Origin of the sequence: Mongoliibacter ruber (assembly GCF_003003005.1) — a bacterium.
Taxonomy (GTDB): domain Bacteria; phylum Bacteroidota; class Bacteroidia; order Cytophagales; family Cyclobacteriaceae; genus Mongoliibacter; species Mongoliibacter ruber.
In genome coordinates this window covers 90,316-106,968 of sequence record NZ_PVTR01000014.1, presented here as the reverse complement: position 1 = coordinate 106,968, position 16,653 = coordinate 90,316, and the positions used below count along the sequence as shown (strand labels likewise).

Genomic DNA, 16,653 nt, shown 5'->3' with positions numbered 1-16,653 from the left:
GGCTTGGGAGACAGCATCGCCCAGACTTTGATCAGCAATCATCCGGCCCCATTGGAGTATGTAGGTGTCAATGATTCTTTCGGAGAATCCGGAACACCCACCCAATTGCTTGAAAAGTATGGCCTGAATGCAGAAAATATTGTAAAAGCTGCCAAGAAGGCCTTGGCCAGAAAGTGATACTTAATGCTCATAACTTTAAAAACCGTGCTGGAAATAATTTCAGTACGGTTTTTTTAAGATCTAGTAGTCTGCCTTTTAGATTTATTTTTTTGGATTTCCCTTTTAAATATTCCCAAGACTTTATTGCTTCTTTAGAGATTATTAAAATCAACATCCCAATAAATACTAAAACAGATAAGATAATTAATAGATAAAAAACTGTTTTTAACATAAATTTTCTTTTTTTAATTCTAAATTATCCCCCAAAGTACTAATGTTTCTCCTGAACATGTATTTACCTTAATTTCAACTTTCATTGTTGCAAAATTAGGGATTGAAATATCCCTGATTAAAAGTAGAATAAAAATATACAGTTTTAAATAAAGAATAGATTTTGTAAAAAAAAATTGAATAACGAAATAAATTAATTTTATAATTACAATTTAATCAATGAAATTAATGTACAAAGTTTGAGAAAACTTTGTGTTTTCTTTATCTTGAATGATTTTATGATTATAGGCTACTTTGCCAATAGATTATAAATCTAGTATTAATGTTTGATTTAGATCAATATCTAAAATCAATTAATATCGTAATGAATCAAAGAAAACTCTCTTCTTAAATTACTGGTATCATTCCGTATATACATTATAATTTATGTATATCCGCTTTCATACCAGTAGAATCTAAATAATTGAATTAACCTGTGATTTCGAACCAATTTCAATAAATATCCAATATCTATTAGTATCCGTTTGCCAATAAACCCTCGTTTAATTGATTATTGGCATGATTGCGGATAATCATAATAATTTACCCCATTTACTAACCTACCCCGTACAGCATGAAAATATTTTGGCCTTACTTATTGATTTTTGGGATTTTGGTTACCGATCCGGAGGGCTGTGAGCAAAACTCAAACGATGAGGGAGAAGACAACACCTCTCAAACTGATATTTCCTCAGAATCAGAAATTTTTCAAGAAAACTCAGTTGAACCGAGTTCTTCTGATCAAATGAGAACTTCTGAGGGACTTGAAAATGAATCCAAACAAATGATTGGTGTGTATTTTATGCCTTCTTGGAGTACTTCCGCGGATCCAAATCAAGACCGTGATAGCTTTTGGTCTTGTCTTACAGGAAGAGGAGATTGTGCAAGTTTACAAAATACCGCTACCTGGGGACCAAAAGGACGTATTTACAACAGACAGTTTCCATATGAAGGACCTTATTTGAATAGGAAACCAATTGCGGAATTGAAAGGATTCTACAAAAGGGATGATCCTGCAGTAGCCCGCAAACAGTTGCAGTATATGAAGAGCAATGGCATTGACTTTTTTGCCTTTAACTGGTTTTTTGGAAGACATTATTATTATCACTTGTACTTTGGTCCTCAGTCCAAAATCTACTATCCTGAAGGCTGGAAAATAGACCCCAACAGGGATGGAAGAGTAGCTGTTCCGGGACTAGAGGAATGGAATGAGCAATTAGAGGTATTACTCAGCGAAAATTTAAAATTGCCCGCAGCTGAGCAAATGAAATGGGCAATCAATTGGTGTGACGACTCTGATGAACGCTGGAGAGCTTGGCTGGATGTGGGTTCCCCGGAAAGTATGTCAGCAGGAAGAAATTACGAAGGAGAAAAACCCGACAAAGCACTTTACTTGCAGGTCCATGATAAAATCACCCAGCTTTGGATAGACAAGTATTTCAAAAGGAAAGACTATTTGAAGTCTGACGATGGTCGTCCTATTGTGTATTTCTATTTTCCGCAGGACACGGAATCAAGGGCATCTTTCTATGGTATCACCATGAAAGAACTGCTTGACCGTTCTAAGGCTCTTGCCAGAAAAAACGGTTTGAACGGTATCAAATTTATCGCTGTAGCCTCCGGAGCCATGATGCCAAATGAACGGATGTATGGAATGCCTACCAGGTGGCAAGCCAATAACCCAAGTGAACCTTGGAGAGGGGGTCGCTATACAGACAGGATACTATTTCAAGATTATGTACCTAGGCTCAAAGGCATGGGTTTTGAAGGGTTGACAGGCTATGTATACCACAATCATTACCGTCAGGACAATAAAAGTTATGCAGATATGCGGAAAACCTATCGTAGTCACTGGCAGGAATGGAGTGAATTTTTCAAGAATGATAAGGAATTTGAATACCAGGTTCCGGTAGCCATGGGTTGGGATATGAGGCCTGCGGGCGGCACTTGGCCCCAGCAGACTGGATTTCCAAGTGAACCTATCAAAGACAGGGTGCACAGCAATAAATCAACCTTTAAAGCCAAATTGGAAGAAGCAAAAAAACAGTCTGAAAAATATCATTCCAGCAACGGAAACACAATAATGATTTGTTGCTGGAATGAATATTTGGAAGGAAATTATATTGAACCTACGGAAGGTCATGGCTTTGACTACCTCGAAGCCGTCAAGGAAGTTTTTATGGATAGAAGGACAGGGTTTATCCCTTCTCCACCAGCTTCAGTTGCCAGTTCCACGAGTCCCTAAGAGAATCTTCAAGGGTAAATTGTGGCTGCCATCCCAAAACCTCAGTGATTTTGCCGGTGTCAGCCCAGACCTTTTCTACATCCCCAGGTCGTCTTTTGCCTATGGTGTAATTGAGTTTCTTGCCGGCAACCTGTTCAAAAGTATTGATCACTTCTAAAACGGTGTTGCCCTTACCTGTACCCACATTGAAAATGTCATAGAGGTTTCCAGCTTTTTGAGCTAAAAATGCCAGGGATTTGACATGGGCATCAGCCAGGTCAACTACGTGAATGTAATCCCTTACGCAACTGCCATCAGCGGTGTCATAATCATCACCGAATACAGTGAGTTTTTCCCTGATACCTGCCGCAGTCTGTGTAATAAATGGGACAAGGTTATTTGGCGTCCCAAGTGGAAGTTCTCCAATAGCTGAGGTTGGATGTGCGCCTACAGGATTGAAATACCTCAAAGATATAATCCTGGTATCAGCACCGCTTTTCACATAATCCCTTAGGATGTCTTCACATATTTTCTTGGTGTTTCCATATGGGCTTTCAGCTTCTTTCCTAGGGGTATTTTCTGTCACTGGCAAAGTATCCGGCTGTCCATACACTGTACATGAGGAAGAAAAAACCAAATCCTTGACACCATATTTGGCCATGCAATCTAAAATCACAAGAAGCGAATCAACATTATTTCTATAATAATTCAAGGGTACTTGAGTACTTTCCCCCACCGCTTTATAAGCAGCAAAATGAATGACTCCTGACAGTTGATGTTTTTCAAAAATCTTTGCTACAGCACCCCTATCATTGCAATCTTCATCATAACAGATAAGTTCTCTTCCCAAGATTTGCTTGAGACCGTCTAAAACGGATTTTTCAGAATTGGAAAAATTATCAAGGATAATGGGTTCAAAACCCGCTTTGACAAGTTCAACTGCGGTGTGAGAGCCAATATATCCTGCTCCACCAGTTATCAAAATGTTTTTCATGTATTGTATTGGTAAACTTTAAAAACAATCAATTTAATCCCCTACATAATACCATTGGTAATTCAGTTTCAATCTTTACTATTTAAGCTTAACAACTACGAAATAATAAATGAACATGAATAAACTGGGAAGTCAATATTCAATTTTAAAACTGCCTTCAATCTGGTAAAATCGAGGATTTAGATATACAATAATAACAGGTTCAAGTCTAACAAACATGGATCTTGATTAAATATTAAGATTTGGTGAAAATGAAAGAAGAGGATGTTCTGAGAACTAAACAATTTTCATTATCATTTTTTTGAAAAAGCCCCTATTATTAAAAAATATTTAATTTATTTCGTAGCTGAATATAACGTTACTCTTTTTATGAAAAGAATTTTGATTACCGGTGGAGGTGGATTTTTGGGAAGCCACTTATCTGACAGATTGATTGCCGAAGGAAATGAGGTTTTATGCATGGATAATTTTTTTACTGGCAGTAGGATGAATATCCACCATTTACTGGATCATAAAAATTTTGAACTTATAAGACATGATGTCACCTTCCCTACTTATGTAGAGGTAGATGAGATTTATAATCTTGCCTGTCCTGCCAGCCCTGTACATTATCAATTTGATCCTGTACAGACCACCAAAACTTCCGTAATCGGAGCCATTAACATGTTGGGGCTGGCAAAAAGATTAAAGATTAAAATCCTTCAGGCTTCTACTTCTGAAGTTTATGGAGACCCAGAAATCCACCCTCAACCAGAATCCTACAGGGGCAATGTCAACCCAATTGGTCCAAGAGCTTGCTATGATGAAGGAAAAAGATGTGCAGAAACTTTATTTTTTGATTACCATAGACAACATGATGTCAAAATCAAGGTTATGAGGATTTTCAACACCTACGGACCAAGAATGAATCAGAATGATGGTCGTGTGGTGAGTAATTTTATTGTTCAGGCATTGAAAGGAAAAGATATCACTATCTATGGGAATGGAAAGCAAACCAGGAGCTTTTGCTATGTGGATGACTTGATTGATGGCATGTACCGGTTGATGAACAGTAGAGATTCCTTTACAGGCCCTGTTAACATTGGCAACCCTGGTGAATTTACCATGTTGGAACTTGCTGAAAAAATCATCGATTTGACAGGAAGTAAAAGTAAACTGGTTTTCCAACCACTTCCCCAGGACGATCCATTGCAGAGAAAACCTATTATAGATATGGCGAAAAATGAATTGGGATGGGAACCAAAGGTGCCATTGGAAGAGGGTTTGAAAAAAACCATTGCTTATTTTGAGACCGTGATTTGATTCTAAAAAAATATGATTATCCGCAATCATGCCACTAATCAATTAAACGATTGTTTTTTGGCAAACTGATACTAATAGATACTGGATATTTATTCTATTGGTTCGAAATCACAGGTTAATTCTATTATTTAGATTCTACTGGTATGAAAGCGGATATACATAAAAAAAGAAAAAGACCTGCCAGCTGTACTGGCAGGTCTTTATATTCCAACCCCGTTTTTGGCGAAAAGCTTTGTTCAATAGCAAGCAGTAACCGGCCTAAAACCAAAACCAAATTATCAACCATAATCCTTGGGTTGCAACCCGAGGCTATAAACATTTGACCCCTTTGGGGTCTCAGATATTCCTTAATAGATCAAAAAAATAACCACTGATATCACTTAATCAGACTTCTTATGGCTGTGAACAGCCAAAAATTTTAAAACTTGCCCCGACATTCGTCGGGGGGTTAAAAATGTTAAAAGTTGGGTGGATTGTGGGTGTAGGGGATTTCGCCACACATTTTTTGTTCGGTAAATCATAAATGATTCTTCATCACCCTTTTCCTCCATCCAGACCTTCGGGGTTTTGGAAACCCCAAAGGTCAACATCAACCCATCTTAATTTTTGTTTCTTGTCTCTAATGGCACTTTAAAACCAACTCTTAACCATTGATCCCAGCAATAAATTACCGGGCTATTATTTCGATCATGTCATGCCTTCGGCAGGAAATCCTACGGCATTGGTTTATCGTAATTCGTAAATTAAAAGAATACCCCCCACAGACCACCAACCTTTTTACTTTATCATTCATCATTCGATATTATTTCAAATTCAATGTTTGCAAGTCCATCTAGCCTCGCTTCCGTAAAAAGCCTCGTAATTCATAATTCTTAAATCAATAGACCTTCAACCTTTTTATCCTTTCTTAAACCTTCGAACAGACTCGACCCCAATTCTAAAATCTAAAATCTAGAGTCACAGACCACCAACCTTTTGTCACGTCCTAAAATTACTTGACACTTTTATATTTGTTTTGAATATCGTCCGTACCTACGGTACTTTGAAAACTCACACTTAATATTTAAACCCGGCAATAAATTGCCGGGCTATTATATCTGTCATGCCTATGGCATTTGGTCCTGTCTTGATTCTGTCACGTCCTGAATTTTCTTGACACTTTTATTGCAAATTATCCAAATTATTCAACCCTTTCAGGGTAGGCTTCTCTGATTTTATCTTTCATATCCCCGCGTTTCACACGGGGCTATTCAAGGTTCAACCCTTTCAGGGTTATTATTTTTTTCTTGTACTTGTTTCTAGTCTCTCACTTATTTGAATTGAATTGGCGTAATGAATAGAAAATAGCCTCGTAAATCGTCCTTCGTATTTCGTAAATCTGCAGCTTCTCGCATCTCGCTTCTACCCCGATAGTGTCGCTCCTCCTTCATCCCTCATCCTTCATCCTTTTTTATCCCTCATCCTTCTTCCCTACCTCAAAAGCGTAAATACTCCTCTTTTCCTTTCTGTCTTGAGGACTTCATTTATCGTAAAAGTATATTCTACCATATATGTGTAGGAACCTAGTGGCGCTTCTTGTCCTTTGATGGTGCCATCCCAACCTGAATTTCCTGAATATATCAGTTCTCCCCATTTCGTATAAACCCATAAGTTGAATTCCACAGAACAATTACTCACGCCTTCATAAACACCATCTTCTGGATCAAAACCAGTGGGCATACGGAGTTGCGGAGCACTCTCAACCACTGTACCTGTGAAATCCGCTTCACAGCCATTTCCATCAGTAATCTCCAATCGGTAATCTCCTCTGGAAAGCCCTGTCAACCTAGGGCCAGAACTGCTGTCAAATTCCCAAACATACACATAAGGCCCCAAGCCTCCTGTAGGAATGGCTAGCAAGGAACCACTTGAACTACCAGGACAGGCTACATTTTCCAAAATAAACTCAACTGCAAGTGGTTCTGGAGAACTGACTTCAAACTCTAAAGGCAAGATGCAACCACCCGCATCAATTACCTCAATGCTGTGAATTCCTCTTCCTAAATTAAAAATTTGAATATCATAACCCATCACCAAAACATCTTCCCTATTAACTGTAAAGGGGCCAACACCTCCCGTAAGCGAAAAACCAGCCACTCCATCTTCCGCATCAAAACACAAAGCATCAGTGACTGAAATCTCTCCAACCAATTCCAGTGGTGGTGCTTCTTCAATCAGTATGTTTTCAAAAAACAACTCACACCCCCCGGCATCGCTTACGGTCACAGAATAAATACCTGCAGGAAGATTTTCAGCGGTATTGGCCCTCAGATTTTCATCATGTGACCATTGATAGGAGTAATTCCCAGACCCACCGCTCGCCATCATTTCAATTTTTCCTGCATTGGCTCCAGGGCAAACTAAATCTGAATACTCAGCTATCTCTGCCTGCAAGGGCATATTGATATTTACAACAAGCCTTTTCGATTCTCCTCCACATGATGGATTGATCGCACTGTATTCTTCGTACCATATTTCACCACTGGAACCTGGTCCCGGCCATAAAACCTCTACCTCTTCCCCTTCTGGATCTGATAGGAGTGTACCACCCGTGACATACCAAGTATAGTTTCTGTCAGGAATTTTATCTCTGATGGAATAAAAATTACTTAACCCATCCTCAAAACATACTTCAGCAATACCCCTTGGCATTCCTGGTACAATAGCATCATTGATAAAAACATCAATGACCTGCGCTTCACCTTGACAGCCTTCCTCAGTAAGAGGAATGGCCACAACCTTGGCATCAGGATCAAAATCACCCCAAAGCACGCGGATATTGAAGTCATTCTCGTCCAGTACCTGCCCCCCTACAACTTCCCACAAAACTGACTTGGTATTTTCCGGATTTTCAAAAGTGTAGATTGCCTCATCTATGTTGGGACATACATTTTCCGGGCCTTCCAATTCTCCTTTGCTTTCGACCACTTTCACTTCAAAAGTAGCTTCTTCCATTTGATCGCAGGATCTATCCCCTGTCATGGCTACTATTGTGACCTGATACGTGCCAGGTTCATCAAAAATATGGTCAACCGTTGCTCCTTCTTTGATTTCATCGTCATTTTCGAATAGCCATTCAAAAATTACAAATTTGGGGTCACGAGGAATAACTGTCCATTCAGCTTCTTCTCCTAAACATGCTACCCTGTCCCCTTCTACTTCAAATTCATATGCTACCTCAGTTTCAAAATTTAAGTTGTTGATACTTGCACCTGCAGAATAGCCGTACGATTCTATAAACCCTGATCCATACACATAGCCAATGACGCCTTCAGGGTTACTCAGGCTATGACTGCCCTCACTGATTTCTACCCTTGCATAAGAGTAAGTGGGATTACCGGGGACAGGTTGAAACTGAGCTCCTATATTTTGGCCATCAAGCACTGTAAGTCCTGCATCTTCTGTCTTGGCCAAGATGTTTACAAAATGCTTCACTATACCCTCTACTTGTAAGGCAGAAAATACCGTGCTCTTAATCAATTGGTTGTTGGGACTTAAAGTAATCATGGTAGGATCACCATCACTTGCTCCAATTCCCGATTGCACATTACATTGATAACTTTTTGAAAAAGTAGTTACGGCAATAGGTTTATCACCCGTAATATTGGCCAGCTCATCCCTGTCAAATGAAAAGGAAATGTGTCTGCCTGCATTTAACGTTGCCCTCTGTTGCCCATTGACAAATACACGCGTGTTGTTCTCAGCTGCCAAAACTTTGACCATCTCTCCCGAAGTCCTCCCAGCTAATGGTATATGAATATATTCTTTGCCCCAAGCAAAAGTAGGATAGGTCTGTTGAAACAAATGATCTCCTGTCGAACCATCACAATCACGGGCAACTGATGTCATTTTATTCCCCCCAAATACAGCAATATTTTTACAATCATCTCCCGTACTGTTCACTACCCGTACCCTTGAGCCGGTCAAGTCACCAACCGATTTGACCTGATAGCTTTCTCCTTTGTTTAAAACAACTGAAATCGTAGAGCCTTGTGGAATGGGTACAGGGTCATTGGATTGGGCAGTAATGTTGATCTCAACACGTGTGTCATCTTCTACCGCAATGACTAAAAGGGTGCTTTCAAAATTGATATTACCACCTGGGATTACTCCAGGATTGAAATTTTCATGATGAGCAGTGACATAATAATCTTTTCCCAAAGAAGGTAGTGGCAAAACAACTGTCCCGTCCGCACTTCTTGCACGGAAGTTGAAAGCATGTACAGAAATATTTCCATCAGAGACTATGTTAACACCTTTATTTTCAATCTGCCTCGAACTCCTGTGAATGATATCTATGCCATCCTGAGGAAATTCATAGACAAACTGTTTACCTGCCTCGACTGAAAATGGAATAGAATTGCTTTCATATTGTATTACTCCAGAAGCATCTTCCTCTGCCGAAATGATGATTGAAGCCCTGTCTAACCTTAAAACTGGGGTCTCGGTCCTGTGATTTTCCATAAAACCCAGAAAAAATTCCCGCCCAATAGTAGTGGATTGACCAAAGGTCAAGAAATTAAAACCCAGAAAAAACCCAAGTAATAATAAGAACCGACTTATTGTTTGCAGACTACTACGCATCTTATTCAGCTATTGCCTCTTAGCAAAGCATAATTTATCAATTAATCCTGATTTGAACCTAATGAAAACCATCAGTGGTTAAATGAATTTATGAGCTAATTGTTCGTGGAAACATATTTTTACCTGATTATTTATCGGATAAGGGTGAATACTCCTCTTTGTTCATCTGATCTTTCTTCGCCATTGATCATATATAAGGTCTGCATCAGATACGAGTAGGAACCGACTGGAGCGTCTTCATTACCGATTTTACCATCCCAACCTGATTCTCCTGTATAGATCAACTGCCCCCATCTGTTATAAATGGAAATGGAAAATGTTATTTCGCAGTTAGATACTCCTTGATACAATTCCAGGTCAGGCCTGAATCCGGTTGGCATGCGGACCTGTGGCCCTTCCTCAGGCAGTATTCCTGTACCTATACTGATGCAACCTCTCGTGTCTTCTACCCTGACATCATAACTCCCAGAAGGCAAATTCTCCAACAAGGCATCTGAAGAGCCATCAAAATCCCAAGAGTAGCTCAATGGCCCAAACCTGACATCCGGTATGGCCAACAGGGAGCCATTGGACTCTCCCGGACAACTTGGCTTTTGTATCCTCACGTCAAACGTCTCTGCAGGTGTTCCTTCTATTTCAAAGGCAATCTCCAAGGCACAAAAATTGGCATCCATGACCTCCACTGTATATTCACCTGAAGCTAAATCCATAATCCTGATTTCATTGCCATTTACCATGGTATTCGGCAAATCTATTTCGTATGGCAAGGTACCTCCCTGCAAAACCAGAAATGCTTCTGCATCATCTTTACCAAAGCAACTTGGTGACATCCTGTCAATGCTACTCAGTTCAAAAAGTTCGGGTTGGGTTACCTCTATGTCTTCGATTTGTAAAGTGCAACCAAATCCATCAGTCACAGTGATACCATAAAATCCGGCAGGTAATGAGGTAGCTATTGGCCCATTTAAAGTTGGGTCATGCGACCATTGATAGGTAAAGGGCGCAACCCCGCCAGTCAGATTGATGGAAATCTGCCCTGTATTGTCTTCAAAACAACTCAAATCCACCACTTCTTCGATTCCGATTTCGAAAGTTCCACTTACTTCTACAAACAGGATTTCCGACTCTCCAAAACAATCCGGATTCAATATTGAACTTGCCCTGTAAAGTATTTCCCCAACCACATTTTCCTGATCCCATTTCACTTGCAATGTTGGTCCGTCAGCCGGACCAACAATTTGCCCATTGCTAACCTCCCATTGGTAAACCCTTGTTTCACTGGGATTTGGTATGGAATACTCATGTGTTGAGTCTGGGTCAAAACAAATTTTTTCTTCTCCTTCTATATTTTCAGCGATGATTACCTCAGAAATGGTAACAGGAAAATTGACGGGCTCCCCTGGACATCCTTCTGTGGTGTATGGAATTGCTGTCAAAGTAGCATTCGGATTCGTATTCCCCCAGCGCACCTTGGCCCTTGTTCCATTGGGATTCACTTCCAAGACCTCTCCCCCATCAGCAAGCCATTCTACTTTGCTGAAAGGTGTTTCTGTAAAAAAACCATAATTCAACTCCTCCACATCAGGGCAAACGGAATTGAGCCCTGTAATCTCTCCTTGGGTTTCCAAAACCGTCACCTCAAAAATCACCTCTTCCTGCAAATCACAGCTGAACTCACTGATAGATGCCGTTACCTTGACTTCATAAGTGCCGGGCATTGTATAAGTATGGTCCACCAATTTGCCTATTTTGACGTCCGTACCATCCCCAAAGTCCCAAACAAAATAGGTGAACACCTCATTTTCAGGGTAAATTTCCCAATCAGCTGATTGATTCAAGCAAGCCACCCTTTCCCCATCTACCTCAAATTCGTATTCGGGTTCCACTTCAAAATTAAGGTTATCCAAGCTCGCACCTGTAGCGTAACCGTATGATTCTATTTCTCCAAATCCATATACATAAGCAATAAAACCATCGGCATTGCTCAAGCGGTGAACCCCCTGATTGATAAAGATCCGTGCAAAAGCATAGTCTGGATTTTCCGGAACCACCTGAAAGCTATTACCCACCATCTGCCCATCCAAAAATGTCCTGTTTACCGCTTCCGCCTTGACCAGAATATTAACGTAATGCCTATTGATGGAAGGCAGCTGAATGGCATTAAAAGTAATGGTGGTCAAAAGTTGTTCATTTGGACTGTAGGTGATCATAAAAGGATCTCCATCCTGATAGAAGGGCTCAGATGGAATGTTGCACTCCTGACTTTTAGAAAAGCCTGTTACAGCCGTCGGTTTGGAAGTTTTAATGCTTGCAGTATAATCTGATGGAAAGTCAAAAGTGAGGTATTGACCTGCATTGATGCTGCCTTCATCTACTCCATTTACCAATACTGTGGTGTTATCTTCAGCAGCCAAAACTTTCACCAATTCTCCAGAAGACCGGCCCTCATAGGATACATGTATGTAGTCCATGCCCCAAGTATTAGTAGGATATATTTGTTGGTACAAATGATCATTGGCACCTCCACAATCTCCAACACTTGTCCATTTGTTTCCCCCAAAAACTGCCAGGTTTTTACAGTCGTTTGCAGTATCTCCCACTACCCTTACACGCGTACCTGTCAAATCGTCTCTGGCTTTAAGCTGGTAAGATTGACCCGTATTCAATTCTATATTAAAAGGTGTTCCTGCTGCATTTCCGGTCAGGGTATTGACACTCGGAGTGATTTCCAAACGGGTGTTATCTTCCACTGCCACTACTAATAGGGTACTTTCATCATTGAAGTTAGCATCGTAATTGACATTTGCCGTCAACACCTCATAATGGGAGGTAACATAATAGTCTTTACCCAATGCAGAAAGGGGCAAGATAACAGTACCATCGGCCGAGCGCCTCCGCTCATTAAAAGCATAGACAGCTACATTTCCACTTGAATTGATATATACCCCTTTGTTTTCCACTACTCCTGCCAAGCGGCTCAGGATATCGAAATCTTCTATTCTATGCACAAATTGTTGACCTGCGTTCAAATTAAAATCAATAGTGGTGTTGCCATATTGCAAAATACCCGAAGCAGGTTCACTTGCAGTGATAATTACAATTCCATAGTCAAGGGCAGATGCTTCAGGAGTATTTCCTACAACCCTATAGTTGTCCATAAACCCAAACCAAAACTCTTTGCCCACGGTACTCAGCTGAGCTTTTGCTGAGAAAGGGAAGCCACTGAGCAAGCTGATTAGTAAAAACAATCTGAATAAATCTCTGCGGGACATTGGGTAAAAGGTAGTCAGTTCTCAATATATCAATCTAATTTTGAATTTGTTTGAATGAAAGAGAGAAATGTGGGAAGAAAGGAGGAAGGAAAGTAGAGCATTACCATCTGACACTATCCCCAAATGTGCTTACATTTAAAACAAAAATTAAAAATGAAAAGACATTGTTTGACTTTGGATTTAAAGAATGATCCGGAATTGATCGAGGCTTATGAGAATCATCATAAACAAATGTGGCCGGAGATCAGCAAAAGCATAATGGATAGTGGCATCTTGTCCATGCAGATATTCAGATGGGAGACACGTCTGTTTATGATTATGGAAACAAGTGATGAATTTTCGTTTGAAAAAAAGGCAGAACTGGATAGAAACAACTCGAAAGTTCAGGAATGGGAAAAGCTTATGTGGCAATATCAGGAGGCTCTTCCTGGTGCTAAACCAGGTGAAAAATGGCAATTAACCAAGTTAATATTTAATTTCAATGGATAATTTTATACATTTGACAATCAAGTTTTTATAGCTTTTTAAATTAAATTTTATTTATTTTAAAAAGTATTGAATTAACTTTATGTGTGTGAGTTTGCATCATTGTTGTTATTTTCTAATTGATCAAAAATTTTAGCACCGTGCCATACAAGGAAAAAGAAATCGAAAAAAAGTATTACTCTATCGGAGAAGTTGCAAGTATTTTTAAAGTAGCCCCTTCCCTGATCAGGTATTGGGAGGGCGAATTTGATATCATCAAACCCAAAAAAGACAAAAAAGGCAACAGAAGATTCACCAAAGATGACATTGAAAAAATCCGATATATATACCAATTGGTAAAAATAAAGGGATACACACTACAGGGTGCCCAAGAGGTAATCAAAGGGGATCAGGAGAAAGTTTTTGACAAGGCGGTAATGGTAGACCGCTTACATCAGATCAAGCGTTTTTTGATAGAAATCAGAGATACCATGCATGTCAACAACGATCAATGAGAATTTACTTTATGAGCTTGCGCTAAACTTTATTCCGAAAATTGGCCCTTTGGTCTTTCGGAATATCATTGCTTATACTGGTTCGGCCAAGTACTTTTTTGAAATGCCCTCTGGCAAGGCTCAGAAAATCCCTCGGGTGAGCAAAGGACTTTTGGAACTTCGGAAAAGCAAGGATATCTATTTGAAGAATGCCGATGAAATCATTCAAAACTGCCAGAGAAAAAATATTTCAATTCTGAGTTTTTCACATCCTGATTTTCCTACGAGGTTAAAACTCATGGATGATTGTCCCATGGTCCTATTTGTAAAAGGGAATGTAAACCTCAACGCTACACGCACGGTGGGCATAGTCGGTACCCGCAATGCCTCAGAATACGGAAGAAATATCACCAAGAAAATCACCGACGACCTCAGCCCCTACGCTCCTACCATCATCAGTGGCTTGGCTTATGGAGTCGATATTGAAGCACATAGGGCAGCCCTGTCCAATCAACTCCCGACCATAGCTGTGCTTGGATCTTCGGTTGACCAAGTCTATCCATCTATCCATAAAAACACTGCTTTGGATATGATGCTGGGCGGGGGCCTAGTCAGCGAGTACCCTCCCGGAACAGTCATGCATCCGAGCAACTTTCCCAAGAGAAATAGGATCATTGCAGGACTTTCAGACGCTCTGATCGTGGTAGAGGCTGCCAAAAAAGGCGGAGCCCTCATCACAGCTGAAATTGCCTACAGTTACAACAAAGAGGTTTTCGCCGTTCCAGGAAATCTACAAGCTACATACAGTGAAGGTTGCAACCAATTGATAAAACAAATGAAAGCTTCGATTTATACAGGTGCCAAAGATTTGGAAGAGGCTTTGTCTTGGTCAAAAGAAGGTAACTCCGATAATGGAGTAAAAAAATCAGGTTTGGATTTGGATAAATTTGAAGGGGAAGAAAAGGTGATTCTTGGTCTTCTAAAGGAAAAAAGAGAATTGGAAATTGATCAATTAGCCTTACTGACAGAGATATCACTTTCAACTTTAGCCTCTAAGCTACTAAGCCTTGAATTTGAAGGAGTTATAAAATCATTACCTGGAAAAAAATATAAATTGCTTTAACCGGTAGGAACTGATGCTCCTACAAATCTATGAACTTACAATTTGATTACGGAAAGTTTAAAACCTCAAAGAATGGTTGGCCAACCAAGTGCCTCTTCTTCCACTTTTCTTCTCTAGTCTATCGCTTCTCTTTCACAGGAATAGCTAGACTGAACTAAAATAGTTTATATTCTCAAATCTTGGTATCCTGCCAGCTAATGTCGAATTAGCACACAAGATTGCTTCACCATTTTTCTATTGTATCCATATTATATCATCACCACTTCCCAATATAACTTACTCCAATCATCCATTCCCCTAAGATCACCCTCGCTTTCCTTGGGACACCGAATAAAAAATACCGATATTTGCACGCTGATAATAAAAAGGAGCCGCTGATATGATAGAAAATAGTTATGTCCTGATGGATTATATTGAAAATTGGGTTGAGACCACTTTAATTAATTCTGGAGTAAGCCATGAGACAGAAATATACCTGAGGTTATTGATTTTGCTTTTCGGAACTTTGATTATAGCTGGCTTGGTCTATTTGATCACCAAAAAAATTGTCATCCATTACATCTATAAATTATTCAGAAAATCACCGATTTCTTGGGACGATGTCCTGGCTGATCATCAAGTATTCAACCATGTAGCGCACCTGCTTCCTGCCATATTAATCAGGGAGTTAACACAAAGTATTTTCAGAGATTTTGAATTTTGGAAGCCAATAGTCATAAAATTGACAGATTCCTATCTCGCCATTGTGACAATGCTACTGATAATGGCGTTTCTCAAGGTAATTGAATTTGGTCTTTCCAAAAAAGCAGCTTTACAAGACAAGCCTATAAACAGTTATTTTCAACTTATAAGGATCATACTGTACATAGCTACTGGCATCATGGTGCTTTCCATCATTATGGGTAGGTCACCTATATACTTCTTGAGTGCATTCGGCGCAATGACTGCCATCTTGATGTTGGTATTTAAAGACACCATCCTGGGATTGGTTGCAAGTGTGCAGATGTCTGCCAATGATATGGTGAGAGTAGGTGACTGGGTAGAAATGCCAAACTTCAATGCCGATGGTGATGTAGTAGCCATGAACCTCAATACTGTCAAAGTTCAGAATTGGGACAAAACTATCACGACAATTCCTACCTATTATTTCATTACCCATAGTTTCAAAAACTGGCGCGGAATGGTCGAAAGTGGAGGCAGAAGAATTAAGCGCTCCATTTATATCAATAGCCAAACGGTGAAATTTGTAGATCCCGAAAAAAGGGAATACTTCAAAAGGTTTCATTTGTTGACTGACTTTATCAGCCAAAGACAAAAAGAAATTGAACAATACAACACCTCAAAAAAACTTGACCAAGAAATTCTGATCAACGGGAGAAGAATGACCAATATTGGTGTTTTTCGCTTCTACTTGGAAGCCTATCTTAAAAACCATCCTAATATCCGACAAGATATGACCATTATGGTAAGGCAGATGCCAGTTGGTGATGATGGTATTCCAATGGAAATTTACTGTTTTACCAACACTACAGCTTGGCTGGAGTATGAAGACATTCAATCCGATATTTTTGACCACATTATGGCTTCTGTGAAGTTCTTTGATTTGGAAATTTTCCAGGAACCTACAGGAAATGACTTTATCCGTGCAGCTGATAAGTTCAAGGAATTATCAAAAATGCCTGAAAAGCTTGAAATCAAAGGGATGGATAATTAGGAGAAAGTATAAA

At 39.7% G+C, this 16,653-nt stretch carries 9 protein-coding genes and 1 pseudogene; 7 read left to right on the top strand and 3 right to left on the bottom strand.

The features are described from left to right. Together CLW00_RS21715 and CLW00_RS18745 are read left to right on the top strand one after the other, a co-directional pair. Positions 1-177 (top strand): annotated as a pseudogene (locus CLW00_RS21715) (transketolase family protein); the annotation flags it as partial. Between the two features lie 826 nt (positions 178-1,003). Then, complete coding sequence (locus tag CLW00_RS18745) at positions 1,004-2,674, top strand: glycoside hydrolase family 99-like domain-containing protein (protein WP_106135237.1); 1,671 nt, start codon at positions 1,004-1,006, stop codon at positions 2,672-2,674. Here the strand turns inward: CLW00_RS18745 and galE are convergent. Then, entirely contained in the window at positions 2,628-3,647 is a 1,020-nt protein-coding gene (gene galE, locus CLW00_RS18740) for a UDP-glucose 4-epimerase GalE (protein WP_106135236.1), read from the bottom strand. The genes CLW00_RS18745 and galE overlap by 47 nt on opposite strands. 369 nt (positions 3,648-4,016) lie before the next feature. Between galE and CLW00_RS18735 the strand changes: the two genes are divergently transcribed. Next, positions 4,017-4,949, top strand: coding sequence for a UDP-glucuronic acid decarboxylase family protein (locus tag CLW00_RS18735; protein WP_106135235.1), 933 nt, complete (start codon positions 4,017-4,019; stop codon positions 4,947-4,949). A 1,470-nt stretch (positions 4,950-6,419) separates the two neighbouring features. Here the strand turns inward: CLW00_RS18735 and CLW00_RS18730 are convergent. Both CLW00_RS18730 and CLW00_RS18725 read right to left on the bottom strand, forming a co-directional pair. Continuing rightward, positions 6,420-9,452, bottom strand: a complete 3,033-nt coding sequence (locus CLW00_RS18730; protein ID WP_245917394.1) for a PKD domain containing protein — start codon at positions 9,450-9,452, stop codon at positions 6,420-6,422. 251 nt (positions 9,453-9,703) lie between these two features. Then, positions 9,704-12,844: a PKD domain-containing protein gene (locus CLW00_RS18725; protein WP_106135233.1), complete on the bottom strand. Its 3,141-nt coding sequence runs from the start codon at positions 12,842-12,844 to the stop codon at positions 9,704-9,706. A 153-nt stretch (positions 12,845-12,997) separates the two neighbouring features. Here CLW00_RS18725 and CLW00_RS18720 point away from each other — a divergent pair, with 153 nt between their 5' ends. From CLW00_RS18720 to CLW00_RS18705, 4 genes are all read left to right on the top strand, one after another. After that, positions 12,998-13,333 carry an L-rhamnose mutarotase gene (locus CLW00_RS18720; protein WP_106135232.1) on the top strand — a complete coding sequence of 112 codons (336 nt, stop codon included), beginning with the start codon at positions 12,998-13,000 and terminating at the stop codon, positions 13,331-13,333. A gap of 137 nt (positions 13,334-13,470) precedes the next feature. Beyond that, positions 13,471-13,824 carry a MerR family transcriptional regulator gene (locus CLW00_RS18715; protein WP_106135249.1) on the top strand — a complete coding sequence of 118 codons (354 nt, stop codon included), beginning with the start codon at positions 13,471-13,473 and terminating at the stop codon, positions 13,822-13,824. Then, positions 13,805-14,926 carry a DNA-processing protein DprA gene (gene dprA, locus CLW00_RS18710; RefSeq protein ID WP_106135231.1) on the top strand — a complete coding sequence of 374 codons (1,122 nt, stop codon included), beginning with the start codon at positions 13,805-13,807 and terminating at the stop codon, positions 14,924-14,926. Before CLW00_RS18715 ends, dprA begins: the two co-directional genes overlap by 20 nt. A 379-nt stretch (positions 14,927-15,305) precedes the next feature. Continuing rightward, positions 15,306-16,640, top strand: a complete 1,335-nt coding sequence (locus CLW00_RS18705) for a mechanosensitive ion channel family protein (protein ID WP_211300224.1) — start codon at positions 15,306-15,308, stop codon at positions 16,638-16,640. Positions 16,641-16,653 lie beyond the last annotated feature (13 nt).

Coding starts and splice junctions, on each gene's coding strand:
- CLW00_RS18745 (WP_106135237.1), top strand. CDS start 1,004: ATGAAAATATTTTGGCCTTACTTATTGATTTTTGGGATTTTGGTTACC.
- galE (WP_106135236.1), bottom strand. CDS start 3,647: ATGAAAAACATTTTGATAACTGGTGGAGCAGGATATATTGGCTCTCAC.
- CLW00_RS18705 (WP_211300224.1), top strand. CDS start 15,306: ATGATAGAAAATAGTTATGTCCTGATGGATTATATTGAAAATTGGGTT.
- CLW00_RS18730 (WP_245917394.1), bottom strand. CDS start 9,452: ATGGAAAATCACAGGACCGAGACCCCAGTTTTAAGGTTAGACAGGGCT.
- dprA (WP_106135231.1), top strand. CDS start 13,805: ATGTCAACAACGATCAATGAGAATTTACTTTATGAGCTTGCGCTAAAC.
- CLW00_RS18735 (WP_106135235.1), top strand. CDS start 4,017: ATGAAAAGAATTTTGATTACCGGTGGAGGTGGATTTTTGGGAAGCCAC.
- CLW00_RS18720 (WP_106135232.1), top strand. CDS start 12,998: ATGAAAAGACATTGTTTGACTTTGGATTTAAAGAATGATCCGGAATTG.
- CLW00_RS18725 (WP_106135233.1), bottom strand. CDS start 12,844: ATGTCCCGCAGAGATTTATTCAGATTGTTTTTACTAATCAGCTTGCTC.